The sequence below is a fragment of the Maribacter taeanensis genome (assembly GCF_047345145.1).
Lineage (GTDB): Bacteria > Bacteroidota > Bacteroidia > Flavobacteriales > Flavobacteriaceae > Maribacter_C.
Genome location: NZ_JBLFER010000002.1, coordinates 653,552 through 667,206, shown reverse-complemented (window position 1 = coordinate 667,206; position 13,655 = coordinate 653,552). Strand labels below are relative to the sequence as shown.

Genomic DNA, 13,655 nt, shown 5'->3' with positions numbered 1-13,655 from the left:
CCATGTACAGAAGCCATAACTGCGGAGAATTACGCGAATCACATATCAATCAAAAAGTAACTTTATCAGGTTGGGTGCACAAAACTAGAGATAAAGGCTTTGTGGCATGGGTAGACCTTCGTGACCGATATGGTATCACGCAACTTGTTTTTGATGAAGATCGTACTTCTTCAAAATTATTAGAGCAAGCAAGAAGTTTAGGCCGAGAATTTGTGGTGCAAGTGAATGGTGAAGTCATTGAAAGGGCTTCAAAAAACCCAAATATTCCAACGGGAAATATTGAGGTTTTAGTAGAAGAAGTTATCGTTTTAAACGAATCAAAAACGCCTCCTTTTACAATAGAAGATGAAACAGATGGCGGTGAAGATATTCGCATGAAATATCGCTATTTAGATATCCGAAGAAATCCTGTCAAAAACAGTTTGATTTTTAGAAGCAAGGTGGCGATGGAAGTCCGGAAATATTTGTCTGATGAAGGATTTATAGAAGTTGAAACGCCCTATTTAATAAAGTCGACCCCAGAAGGAGCACGAGATTTTGTTGTACCTAGTCGTATGAATGAGGGACAGTTTTATGCATTGCCACAATCTCCACAAACATTTAAACAGTTATTGATGGTGGGTGGATTGGATAAGTACTTCCAAATTGTAAAATGCTTTAGAGATGAAGATTTACGAGCAGACCGTCAACCAGAATTCACACAAATAGACTGCGAAATGGCATTCGTTGAGCAGGAAGATATTCTAAATGCTTTCGAAGGATTGACCAAACATCTCTTAAAGGAAATTAAGGGAGTAGATATCGAATCTTTCCCAAGAATGACCTTTGACGAGGCTATGAAACGCTTCGGAAATGACAAACCTGATATTCGCTTCGGAATGGAATTCGGGGAGTTAAATGAAGTTGCACAACACAAAGACTTTAATGTCTTCAATTCCGCAGAATTGGTTGTTGGAATAGCTGTCCCTGGAGGAAATTCCTATACCCGAAAAGAAATCGACAAACTAACGGACTGGGTAAAACGACCACAAGTAGGAGCTTTGGGAATGGTCTATTGCCGTTGCAACGATGACGGAAGCTATAAATCTTCGGTTGACAAATTCTACGACCAAGAAGACTTGGCCAAGTGGGCAAAAGTAACCGGAGCCAAACCAGGAGATTTAATCTGCGTGCTTTCCGGAGACAAAAATAAAGTAAGAGCACAATTAAGTGCTTTGCGTATGGAGTTGGCCGAACGTTTGGGTCTAAGAAATCCTGAAGAGTTTGCTCCTTTATGGGTTATCGATTTTCCATTACTTGAGTTAGATGAAGAAACAGGACATTACCATGCGATGCATCACCCCTTCACTTCTCCAAAACCTGGTCAACTAGAGCTTTTAGATTCAGACCCAGGAGCAGTTCGAGCGAATGCTTATGATTTGGTTTTAAATGGAAACGAAATCGGCGGTGGTTCTATTCGTATTCACGATAAAGAAATTCAAAGTACCATGTTCAAGCATTTAGGTTTTACTCCCGATGAAGCTAAAGCACAATTCGGTTTTCTAATGGATGCTTTTCAATACGGAGCACCACCTCACGGTGGTATTGCTTTTGGTCTAGACAGATTGGTCGCCATTTTAGGCGGACAAGAAACTATTCGTGATTTTATCGCCTTCCCAAAAAACAATAGTGGGCGCGATGTCATGATTGATGCGCCAGCGCCTATTGATAGTGAGCAGTTGAAAGAGTTGAGTTTGAAATTGGATTTGTAGCTAGTCTAATTCTCAGAGAAATCAATATTATTTATTGAAATTCCAAAAATTTAGCTTCTCATTGATTTTATTTTTAACTTTCTGAGATGGTTAAAAAAAATATTCCAAAAATCGGAACTGTAATTTTGCTAGGGCTTGCGATGAGCATAGTTTCAGGATTTGGCTATATCTTTTCTAACTATCAAAATCCTTTTGACCGAAAAAACGAGGGTCATATTGGTTATCTCGACCCGAATAACCCTGATATATCAGAAAATTTTGAGCGATGCAGTGATAAGCTGCCTGTGGGGTTCTATCATAGCACAGCACCATACATTTATAAAGGAGGCAAGCCAGTTTTTAAAAGGTTCATTCAAAACAACTACTCAGAAAATAATTTTGCTGATAATGGCTACTTAAATTTTCGCTTTCTTATAAATTGCAAAGGAGAGTTAGGAGATGTCGAAACAAATCAACTGGATTCAAATCTTGAGCTCACGACTCTAAATAAAGATATGGTCAGTAAACTCTCGAAACTTACCCTCAGAAAAGAGAATTGGAGTTCGTTAGAAACAAGAGAAGTTCGTGATCTCTACATGTATATCATTTATAAAATTGAAGATGGGCAAGTTGTTGAAATTCTACCTTAGTATTTTTACCGTTCTGCTTTTTTTTTCCTGCAAAGAGAATACTCTAGAAGCTAAAAAAGGCAATAACAGAGAACTTGCGGAACAGGTATATAAAACTGGTGAAAACCTTCTACAGGGATCTCCTGAAAGCATGGAACGCATCAAAGAGGCCATTGCCCTAGACACCACCTACGCCGAAGCCATAAGAGAACTTTCCGTTGCCTATTTGAAAAGAGGAATGCCTCACAAATGGAAACCCATTTTCGATGAAGCTGTAGAGAAAGATGCAGCGACTTGGCAACCATGGCGCGGTTACCTTTACCTCTGGTTCTATCGAGATTATAAAAAAGCAATAGCAGATTTTGATGCTTCAGATACATTAACTGATTATATCGACCACCCACAAGGTCATAGTGTTGATTTCTGGCGAGGCATTGCTTATTTAGGCCTAAAGGATTATGAAAACTCCATAGCCTATTGGGACAAGCACATAACCAAAGAAACCGAAGATAGTGGTGAAGATTGGGTTGAATTAGAAGCCTTTTTATATCGCGGAATTGCATATTACGAATCCGGAAATCCTGAAAAAGCAGTAGAAAATTTTGATAAGGTTATTCAATATTTCAAGCAATCTGCTGATGCCAAGTATTATAAAGCACTCATTTTAAAAGATGATGATGCTATAGAGGCAAAAGCTTTAATTGAAGATGCCATTATAGATTTCAACGCGGGCTTTTACAATAATCGTGACTATGTTGAAACCCTACGTCAAATTTATATGGAGGATTTAGAAGATGTAAAAGAATCCATTCTAGAATAAGCTAAATATACACTACCGTATTTTCATTACATTTAAGTAAGCAAACACCTTAAATGCCAACCCGACTAGAAAAACTCTTCACCAAGTTCATCAAATGGCGATATAAAAATATCTCCAACAAAACCTTCACTCATATTCTAGCCGTATTAGTTGGGCTGCTAGCAGGTTTAGCCTCGGTTACCCTAAAAAACCTTACGTTTTTCATCCAATCTTCGTTAGAAGGTGGTATCGTATTTTCGAGCAATCAACTATACTTTGTATTGCCGATTATTGGTCTTGCTTTGGTGTTCCTTTATGTGAAGTTTGTACACAAAGAAAAATTAGAGCATGCGGTTTCCTCCATCTTATTTGCATTGAGTAAGAAGAAAGGGATTATAGATTTAAAGAAAATTTATACGCCACTGATAACCGCACCACTTACTGTTGGTTTTGGAGGTTCAGTAGGACTGCTAGGACCTGCAGTGAAATCAGGTTCTGCAATAAGTTCGAATCTAGGCCGTGTGCTTCATTTGAACTCCAAAACACGTTCCTTGCTCATTGCTTGTGCATCGGCAGGAGCTGTGGCATCAATATTTCAATCCCCAATTGCCGCTATTATTTTTGCCGTGGAAATATTTAGTATCGATTTTACGATGCTTTCCGTAATGCCACTTTTATTGGCCTCAGTTTCCGGCGTGCTTACCTCCTATTTTTTTCTAGGAAATGAAGTACTTTTCGATTTTAGACTTACGGACAGTTTTGAAGTAAAAGACACCCTATTCTATATTTTGTTAGGGGTTGGAACAGCATTCGCCTCTATCTATTTTACAAAAATGTATTTCGGAATTCTGAAACTGTTTGAACCTTTGAAGAGTCCGAAATACAAGCTTCTTGTTGGCGGACTTGCCATTGGAATTATGCTCTATTTTATACCTCCGCTTTATGGAGAAGGTTTTAGTTTTATCAGCAATTTGTTGGATGGTAATCACTTATCCGCTCTCGGGTCTACCCCCTTTGATGATTACTTAAGTAACATATGGGTAGTGATTGCACTTCTATTTGGTATCACAGTTTTTAAAGCGATTGCCATGACTACTACTTTTGCTGCTGGTGGAGCTGGAGGGATTTTCATCCCGACTATGGTAATGGGAAGCGCTCTAGGCAATGTCGTCGCCAAAGTCATTAACAACTTAGGTTTGGGGTTCGCAGTATCCGAAAGTAATTTTACCTTAATTGGTATGGCCGGATTGATTGCCGGAGTGCTCCATGCGCCCTTAACCGCCATCTTCTTGATAGCGGAAATCACAGGAGGTTATGAACTTTTTGTTCCCTTGATGATAACTGCTGCCATTTCATACCTCATTACAAAAAATGCCATCAAACATAACATTTACACGCGTGAACTCGCAGAGCAAGGTGCATTGTTAACACACGATAAAGACGAAAACGTTCTGACTGTAATGCAATTGGATGATGTCATCGAGCAGAATTTCAAAACGGTAACCCCGACTATGTTCTTAGGAGAAATGCTCCATGAAGCCGTATCACAATCTACCCGAAATTTATTCCCCGTGGTTGATGAAAATGAAGCCTTAGTAGGCATCGTGCTCCTAGATGATATTCGAGAATTTATGTTTGAAACTTCCTTATACCGAACAACTACGGTTTCTACTTTTATGCATTCTGCACCGGAATATATCTTTTATGGAAAAGATAGTATGCAACAGGTTATGAAAAAGTTTCAAGACAGTAATGCCTGGAACCTTCCCGTTATCAAAGAGGGAAAGTACTATGGCTTCGTTTCAAAATCTAAATTATTGACAGCCTATCGCAGAGAATTAATTAATTTTACACAGTAAAGTAAAACGATGGTTTTAGTTTTAGGGGCTTTGTTAGCTATGATTTTTCTTTTTCTCTCAGGCATACATTTCTATTGGGCTTTCGGGGGGAAATGGGGGATTGAAGCTGCCATACCAACAAATGACGAAAATATTCAAGCACTGAAACCGCCGACAATTGCAACTATAATTGTAGGTATTGGACTTTTGTTTTTTTCTTTGTTTTATATGACCCAAATAGAAGTCTTTACTGCTAAATTACCGAGTTGGCTGCCCTTATATGCTGGTTGGATTTTACCTTCCATATTTTTACTTCGTGTCATTGGAGATTTTAAATATGTGGGACTTTTTAAGAAGATAAAAATGACCAAATTTGCAAAATCAGATTCGAAATACTTTATTCCCTTATGCGTTTTCCTCGCTTTAGCAGGGTTTATAGTTCAAATGTATGGGTAACATGAAGCTTAAACATTTTATCACGTTAGTAGTTCTGGCCTCTCTAGGAGCTATTATCTACGGTTTTAATCTAGAGGAGTCTCAAGAAGCCTTATCCCATAAATTTATCGGGTCAGGGACTTTGGGTCTTTTTCTAATTGCAATGCCTTTATTTCTTTATAAGGAAAGTAAAAAAAGAGACTTTAAAGACTATATGCTAACGGATGAGAATGTTCGTAAGATGCAGGGAAAGCCGCCAAGAAAATCTGAAGATTCTTAATTCAGATTACGTTTTTGAACAAAAAAGCGTTTTAAGAGATCAGAAGCTTCATTTTCAAGAACTCCTCTTACAATTTTGGTTTTTGGGTGTAACCTTGTTCCCATAGCCCCACAACCTCTTTGAGGGTCTTCAGCGGCATACACTATTTTTGAAATTTGGCTCCAGTACAAGGCACCTGCGCACATTTGACAGGGTTCTAGAGTAACATATAAGGTACAATCTTTTAGATACTTGCCCCCTAAAAAATTAGCTGCCGCCGTAATCGCTTGCATTTCTGCGTGTGCCGTTACATCATTCAATTGTTCGGTAAGGTTATGTGCCCTAGCAATAATACGGTCTTGAACGACTATGATTGCCCCAATAGGCACTTCGCCTTTTTCAAAAGCAGCTTCAGCCTCTTGTAGAGCCTTTTTCATAAAATACGTATCGTCGTAAGGTAAAACCATTTCAGAAATTTAATTTACAATAGTATGGAATAATAGTCTTGAGGACAACAAACTTTCATAAAACACCTCTTCAAAAAAGGTATTGTAAATGAATAACGAATAAATTTCAACGATACTGTAATTGAACCAGTATTTGTTGTGAACTCCGAATTCACAATCATCAAACAAGGAAAAGCCGTAGCTTTGTAGCTTCAATTTTTAAGAGGTGTCTCAACGTATACTTGATAAAATCGAATCTCCAAATAACATTCGCAACCTTATACCAAGCGAACTACCCCAACTCGCTCAAGAACTTCGCGAATTCATAATTGATATTGTTGCTACAAAAGAGGGGCATTTAGGTGCTAGCCTTGGTGTTGTCGAACTCACCATTGCGCTACATTATATTTTTGACACTCCGAATGACAAACTTATTTGGGATGTAGGCCACCAAGCCTATGGACATAAAATCTTAACTGGGCGTAAAGAAATTTTTGAATCAAATCGGCAACTGGGTGGAATTAGCGGTTTTCCAAATAGGAGCGAAAGTGAGTATGACGATTTTGGTACGGGGCATAGTTCAACATCAATTTCAGCCATTCTAGGGATGGCGATTGCATCCCAGTTAAAAGGAGATTCTAACAAACAACATATCGCAGTAATTGGAGATGCATCTATTGCCAGTGGAATGGCTTTCGAAGGTCTTAATCATATGGGCGTAACTGACGCAAATGTATTGGTAATACTGAACGATAATGCAATTGGCATCGACCCTAGTGTCGGTGCCCTTAAAAAGTACTTGACCAACGTAAAAAAAGGTACTGCTAAAGATGAAAACATTTTTGAATGTCTGAATTTTGACTATTCGGGACCTGTTGACGGACATAACTTAAAGGCCTTATTGTCGGAATTAGAAAGACTGAAATCTATTTCAGGACCCAAACTTTTACATGTGATTACTACGAAAGGTAAAGGACTAAAACAGGCTGAAGAAAATCAGGTGACCTACCATGCTCCTGGAAAGTTCGACAAAAAAACTGGGGAATTGTACAAAAAATCCCCTGCGCAACAGCCTTCAAAATATCAAGATGTCTTTGGTCACACAATAGTAGAACTAGCTAAGCAGAATGAAAATATCGTGGGGATTACTCCGGCTATGCCTACAGGAAGCTCCCTAAAATATATGATGGAAGAAATTCCGAAGCGTGCTTTTGATGTTGGTATTGCTGAACAGCATGCAGTTACTATGGCCGCGGGAATGGCGGCGGAAGGTCTAGCACCTTTTTGTAACGTTTACTCCACTTTTTTACAACGTGCCTACGATCAGGTGATTCATGACGTAGCGCTTCAAAATTTACCTGTTATTTTCTGTTTAGATCGTGCCGGATTGGTTGGCCAAGATGGAGCAACACATCATGGAGTGTATGACATTGCATATTTACGATGCATTCCCAACCTCATCGTTTTTGCTCCAATGAATGAAATCGAATTACGCAATATCATGTATACAGCGCAGTTAGGATTAAAACATCCTATTGCAATTCGATATCCAAGAGGTAGAGGGGTACTTAAGGAATGGAAAACTCCTTTTGAAAAAATAGAAATTGGGTCATCCGAAGAATTAGAAAAAGGCACAAAAATTGCTGTATTATCGGTCGGACATATTGGGAATATGATATCTGAATTATTGATAGAAATGAATCATTCGCAGGAAATCGGACATTATAATATGCGTTTTATCAAACCCTTGGATAAAAAACAATTGGAATTGGTTTTCAACAGCTATGAACATATCATAACAATCGAAGATGCCTGCAAAATAGGAGGTTTTGGCAGTTCCATTCTAGAATATGCCAATAAGATGCAATTTAAAAATCCCGTCCATGTTTTCGGAATTGATGACACTTTCGTTGAGCATGGTACTACAGAAGAGCTTTATCAACTTGTTGGACTTGACAAAGACTCTGTAAGAGCAACACTAAAATCTATATTGAATGAATTTTGAAGTAATGAAACCCAAAAGGTTTTTTTTCACACTCTTTCTTACAATACAATTCGGCTTTGGCCAAGATAGCATACCAAAACCCAAGAAAGCCGACTCTGTAATTGTTGCTCCAATAGTTCGCGATTCTATGATTATTGATACCATAGTAATCAGACGAACACAACCAAGGGTCAAGCAAACAGCGGAGCCAGTTAACATTATGAATACGACCATTTCATTCAAAAAAACCAAACCATTATCTGAGGTTCAAAAGAAATTCGAGGTGCCGACATTCTGGCAAAGTGTTAATTTAATCGGTCTTAATTTTAGTCAGGCTGCATTTATCAATTGGAATGCTGGTGGAAATAACTCTATCGCAGCCCAAGCAAATGCCCGTTTTGAGCGTAACTATAAGTTCAGGTATTTTCAATGGGACAATATTTTGGAAACGCGTTATGGCATTAATCTTCAGGAGGGTCAAAAAATAAGAAAAACCGATGATGCCATTAGAATAAGTTCTACAGTAGGGTATCGACGTGATACGATTAGCAATTGGTACTATTCGGTCAAAGCAAATTTCAATACACAATACACAGATGGTTTTAAATATCCCGACAGGGAAACACCTATTTCAAGAGTTATGAGTCCGGGTTATTTTTTCTTAGGTGCTGGGACTTCCTACATTTCAAAGGGGCAAAAATTCAATGCTTATATTTCTCCAATTACTCAAAAAGCAACTTTTGTATTAGATCAAGATTTGGCGAATAAAGGAGCATTCGGAGTTGATAAAGCAGTGCTTGATGTCGATGGAAATATTCTCGAACCCGGGAAAAACGTTTTTCTAGAAGTAGGTTTTCTAATTACAAATGACTGGGAGACCCAACTTATGGAAAACGTTGCGCTCAAACACCGATTGAACCTGTATACCGATTATCTTCGGAGTTTTGGCAACATCGATGTAGACTGGGAGCTAAATGTCAACTTAAAAGTCAATAAATACATAGTTACCAATCTGGGAACCCACTTCATTTACGATGATGATATTCTCTTTGATGCGGTAAAAAATGAAGCAGGGGAAGTCGTAAATGAAGGTCGACCAAAATTGCAGTTCAAGCAGCTTTTAGGTGTTGGGGTAGCGTATAACTTTTAGCCCTTCGACTGCGCTCAGGGTGACAGTACAGGTTATAAAAAATTTAAAGTTGCTTCCCCATTATCTTATTGTGAATATGTACGGCGGCACTATCAGAAAGGCTGGCGACATAACAACAGGAATTCAAGAGAATCTGATAAATAGAAATATCTGTCCGTCTATAAAACTCTGGAAGCGTACTAAGCATTAAACCATCATAATTCGAAGCCTTCCCTTCTTTCTCTCTGACTAAGGCTGTGATATAGACATCTAGAATATCTGAAATGATTTTGTAACCAGCTATCTCCTTCTCGATGACTTCTTGAGATTGATAAATCTTGTCTACACTCAAAGAAATGATATCCGTTATCTGAGCTTCATACTTACTTTTATCCATTAAGGAAACATCGAATGTCCCATCCAGAATAGCTTCTTCATTGTTTATAAAAACATCTATAGCATCCTGAATCAAAGTGTTTATAGCTAAGGCGCGTAAGTAACTTAGTCGGTCTTCTTTATATTTCAGAGAATTGTACTTATTGGTATTTATGCTGTCCTTGACTAATTTGATAAGATACTCCAGCGCGTAATCTTCGGAAATCAATCCTAGATTTATTCCATCTTCGAAATCAATAATAGTATAACAGATATCATCGGCTGCTTCTACCAAATAAGTCAAAGGATGCCTTGAAAAGCTGATATCTTTCCCTGAACGAGTTTGAATTAATCCGAGTTCCTCCGCTACTTCTTTGAAACTCTCTTTTTCCGATTGAAAGAAACCGAACTTCTTATCCGCGATATGCTTAGTTGGTTTTTTAGGAAGTGATTCCTTCGGATATTTCATAAAAGCACCCAAGGTGGCATAGCTTAATCGCAATCCGCCATCGACTCCTTCCCGAGTTTCTGTTAGCAACTTGAAACCGTTGGCATTTCCTTCGAAATCAATAATATCTTGCCATTCTTTATCCGTCAATTGCTCCTTGTATTTTTGACCGCTTCCTGTTGCAAAATATTCTCCGATAGCCTTTTCACCGCTATGTCCGAAAGGCGGATTCCCGATATCATGTGCCAATGCAGCAGCGGCAACAATCGCTCCGAAATCATTGAAACGATACCCATGCATTTCCTTTAAATGTGGATGTTTCTCTAATAATTTTTTCCCTGCAATACGCCCTAAACTCCTACCAACAACGGATACTTCCAAACTATGTGTCAAGCGCGTATGTACAAAATCGGTTTTTGAAAGGGGAATGACCTGAGTCTTGTCCTGCAAACTCCGAAAAGCTGAAGAAAAAATAATACGGTCGTAGTCTACTTCAAACCCTAACCGGATTTCATCTTGTTCTTTTCGGAGTCTTTTATGCGTGTCGCCAAAGCGTTTTAAGGAGAGAAGTTGTTCCCAGTTCATGGTTCTGTTTTAGTAGTCCGCAAGATACAGATTTTGCGAATTCCCTTTAAACTCTAGCCTCAAGAATAACTGCTTAACATTCCCTTAATATCATAACAATTAGCTAACGCTTTTACAATACATCTTTAACATACAGGTAACTCGGCTTTTACAATGGTGTGGTTTTTTTGCAGCGGTATTTAAATCAAACATAGTAAAACTGAAATGAGAAAATTATTGATTGGCTTGCTACTGCTGGCCACCGCTCAAATTACTGCGCAAGAAACTGGAAGTATTGTGGGAAAGTTAACCGATACCGATTTTAATGACGAACCCTTAGCTTTTGCTAATATTCTAATCGATGGTACTACCAAGGGCACCACTTCTGATTTTGACGGTCTTTACGAAATCGCAAATTTAGAACCAGGAATGTACACCGTTGTCTATAGTTTCTTAGGCTACGAAACCATTACGAAAGCCGATGTTGTTGTCGAAGCGGGTAAATCTACCACTATTGATGTCGGACTATCCGCAGCAGCAGGAGTTGAACTCGAAGAATTTGTAGGTACAGCTACCACCACAAAAGAATCTGAAACTGCTTTGTTGCTAGACCAAAAAAATGCAACAATTGTAAAGGAAAGTATCGGCGCACAAGAATTATCCTTCAAAGGAATTAGCGATGCAGCTGCTGCTGTAAATAAGATATCCGGGGTATCAAAACAAGAAGGAGGCGGTAATGTTTATGTTCGAGGTCTTGGTGATAGATATTTAAATACGACCTATAACGGTCTTCCAGTTCCATCAAATAACATTGAAAAGAAGAACATCGACTTAAATCTGTTCTCTTCGGATGTTATTCAGAATGTTGGTGTTAGTAAAACGCATGCTGCTAATTTTTATGGGGATTTTGCGGCAGGTAATGTTGATATTACTTCTAAGGAACATACAGGAGATTTCTTCCTTGATATCGATTTAGGAACTACCGTAAACACAAATGCCTTAGGAACCGATTTCGTAAAAAGTGAAGGCACTGGTTATTTTGGTTTTTACAATCGGTATAGAAACAATCCTTATGCGGTATTGTTGTCTCACGGAGTTGATGCTATTTCTTCGGAAGGAACTGCGGGTATTTCAGGAAGTTTCGCCAGCGGAAAGTCTTGGAATATTGGTGAAGCATCGCGCTTAAGTGTTTTTGCTACGGCCTCTTTCGGAAATTCCTTCGAATTCCGCGAAGGTCCGGCGGTTGATTACACTACCGTTGAAAAGAAGCGTTTTCCCAATACCGAAGTTTATGAGTATGGCAGAAATACCACGGCAATGGCGAACATTGTATATCGTATCAACGACAAGCACAAAGTAAAATTCAATTCTCTTTTTATCAACGATGCAACTGATGAAGCTTCGTACTTCGGAACCAAGGGTCTCGGCACCAACCGTGATGCCATTCTCGATACGGATCGTGGTTTCTATCAATCCAATATACAGTTTAGCCAAGACATGATTTTCGTAAATCAACTACTTGGTACAAGTACGCTAAGCGAAAAATTAAAATTGGACTGGGGAGTTGGTTACAATAATGTACTTGCCCGCCAGCCAGACCGAAAGCGAATCTCTATAGAGCGTTATGACCTTGAACTTGATGGAGATGAAAATACGAACGGATTTTTCTTCAGCAACATCGCGTACGACAACCAGCGTTATTTTCAAGATATCGAAGATAGTGAGCTGAATGCGCGAATTAACCTTTCTTACAATGTCTCTGAAAAATTAGACTTTAATTTTGGCTATAATGGACGTTCAAAGCAAAGAACTTTTGAGAACATTCGTTACGGATATGATTTTATTCAACCCAACACTCCCGTAGGAGATGTAAGAGATTTAGATGGTGTTTTCACTCAGGAAAATCTTGGAACGGTTTTCAACACCGTGGTATTCAATGGCCTTGACCCACAAAACGGTTTAGGCAATGTAAATCTACCTGGTCAGCTTGAAAATACATATGAAGGGAATTTGAATGTTCATGCTTTCTATACAGATGCAGTGTATCAGGTTAGCGAAAAACTTTCATTGGTACCAGGTATACGTTTCGAAAAGTTTGACCAAGATATTTCGTATGATGTGATTAACCTTCCAGCAACTGACCCAGGTGAAAGGGCTGCTAGTGAATTTTTCATCCTTCCGAGCTTAAATGTAAAATACGCTTTGAACGAAGATCAAAACCTTCGATTCTCTTTTAGCAGCACAGTTTCGAATCCGGAGTTTAAAGAAGTTGCCCCTTTTGTTTATGAGGATGTAACACAGCGTATTGGAGGAAATCCAAATCTATTGAACGACCCTGCATTTTCCAGGATATATAATGTGGATTTCAAATATGAATGGTTCATGAAGCCTAGTGAGCTGCTATCAATCTCCGCTTTTGCAAAGGCCATCAATGACCCTGTGAATTTAGTAGTTGCAAATGATGCTACAGGAACACAGCGTTTCTTTAGAACTGGAGATCAAGCACAAGTACTTGGTTTTGAATTTGAGGTTCGCAAGGCCCTTATTACCGATGCCGATGAGCAAAGCGTTTTATCAACAGGTATCAACGCAACGTATACCTATACCAAACAAGACCTTAAAGGTAGTAATGGTGTTTTCTCAACGACATTTGATCGAGATTCAGACCAACTGCAAGGAGCATCTCCTTTGCTGTTGAATGCAGATTTGAGCTATCGCCCAACATTTGGTTCTTACAAACCCGTTGCGAACCTTGTATTCTCATATTTCTCTGACCGTATTGACGCATTGGGTTCAGGGCAATTAGGAAACATTATCGAAAAAGGCGTTCCTACGCTTGATTTTGTTTGGAAAAACAATATCAACGAAAAAATGGAATTGAACGCGAGTTTTAAAAATCTTCTAAACCCAAATATTGAACGGGTTCGAGAAGTCGATGGTGGTGATATTACACTATCTCGTTTCAAAAGAGGACTCAATATCGGGTTCCAATTCAAGTATAAATTCTAATCAAATAATA

Annotated in this window: 11 protein-coding genes; 9 read left to right on the top strand and 2 right to left on the bottom strand. The window is 38.7% G+C overall.

Annotated elements, in window-relative coordinates; genetic code table 11:
• The first annotated feature begins 2 nt into the window (after positions 1 to 2).
• From aspS to ACKWCD_RS08780, 6 genes are all read left to right on the top strand, one after another.
• A complete protein-coding gene (gene aspS / locus ACKWCD_RS08805) occupies positions 3 to 1,751 on the top strand; it encodes an aspartate--tRNA ligase (RefSeq protein ID WP_413983571.1) in 1,749 nt (582 codons plus the stop codon).
• An 86-nt stretch (positions 1,752 to 1,837) separates the two neighbouring features.
• The gene (locus ACKWCD_RS08800; RefSeq protein WP_413983570.1) at positions 1,838 to 2,380 is read left to right on the top strand and encodes a hypothetical protein; all 543 of its coding nucleotides are present in this window, start codon (positions 1,838 to 1,840) and stop codon (positions 2,378 to 2,380) included.
• Positions 2,352 to 3,179, top strand: coding sequence for a tetratricopeptide repeat protein (locus ACKWCD_RS08795; RefSeq protein WP_413983569.1), 828 nt, complete (start codon positions 2,352 to 2,354; stop codon positions 3,177 to 3,179). Before ACKWCD_RS08800 ends, ACKWCD_RS08795 begins: the two co-directional genes overlap by 29 nt.
• A gap of 53 nt (positions 3,180 to 3,232) precedes the next feature.
• Positions 3,233 to 5,017: a chloride channel protein gene (locus ACKWCD_RS08790; protein ID WP_413983568.1), complete on the top strand. Its 1,785-nt coding sequence runs from the start codon at positions 3,233 to 3,235 to the stop codon at positions 5,015 to 5,017.
• A 9-nt stretch (positions 5,018 to 5,026) separates the two neighbouring features.
• Complete coding sequence (locus tag ACKWCD_RS08785; protein ID WP_413983567.1) at positions 5,027 to 5,452, top strand: DUF3995 domain-containing protein; 426 nt, start codon at positions 5,027 to 5,029, stop codon at positions 5,450 to 5,452.
• Position 5,453: 1 nt separating this feature from the next.
• Complete coding sequence (locus tag ACKWCD_RS08780; protein WP_413983566.1) at positions 5,454 to 5,711, top strand: hypothetical protein; 258 nt, start codon at positions 5,454 to 5,456, stop codon at positions 5,709 to 5,711.
• Here ACKWCD_RS08780 and ACKWCD_RS08775 read toward each other — a convergent pair.
• Positions 5,708 to 6,157: a nucleoside deaminase gene (locus ACKWCD_RS08775; RefSeq protein ID WP_413983565.1), complete on the bottom strand. Its 450-nt coding sequence runs from the start codon at positions 6,155 to 6,157 to the stop codon at positions 5,708 to 5,710. The two genes, ACKWCD_RS08780 and ACKWCD_RS08775, sit on opposite strands and share 4 nt — an antisense overlap.
• Positions 6,158 to 6,362: 205 nt before the next feature.
• On the opposite strand from ACKWCD_RS08775, the gene dxs reads away from it, so the two are divergent.
• Together dxs and ACKWCD_RS08765 are read left to right on the top strand one after the other, a co-directional pair.
• Complete coding sequence (dxs, locus tag ACKWCD_RS08770) at positions 6,363 to 8,141, top strand: 1-deoxy-D-xylulose-5-phosphate synthase (RefSeq protein WP_413983564.1); 1,779 nt, start codon at positions 6,363 to 6,365, stop codon at positions 8,139 to 8,141.
• Positions 8,131 to 9,270, top strand: coding sequence for a DUF3078 domain-containing protein (locus ACKWCD_RS08765; RefSeq protein ID WP_413983563.1), 1,140 nt, complete (start codon positions 8,131 to 8,133; stop codon positions 9,268 to 9,270). The genes dxs and ACKWCD_RS08765 overlap by 11 nt, the downstream gene beginning before the upstream one ends.
• A 43-nt stretch (positions 9,271 to 9,313) precedes the next feature.
• On the opposite strand, the gene ACKWCD_RS08760 is transcribed toward ACKWCD_RS08765, so the two are convergent.
• Positions 9,314 to 10,657, bottom strand: coding sequence for a deoxyguanosinetriphosphate triphosphohydrolase (locus ACKWCD_RS08760; RefSeq protein ID WP_413983562.1), 1,344 nt, complete (start codon positions 10,655 to 10,657; stop codon positions 9,314 to 9,316).
• 204 nt (positions 10,658 to 10,861) lie between these two features.
• Between ACKWCD_RS08760 and ACKWCD_RS08755 the strand changes: the two genes are divergently transcribed.
• Positions 10,862 to 13,645 (top strand): TonB-dependent receptor, encoded by a 2,784-nt coding sequence (locus ACKWCD_RS08755; RefSeq protein WP_413983561.1) that lies wholly within the window; start codon positions 10,862 to 10,864, stop codon positions 13,643 to 13,645.
• Positions 13,646 to 13,655 lie beyond the last annotated feature (10 nt).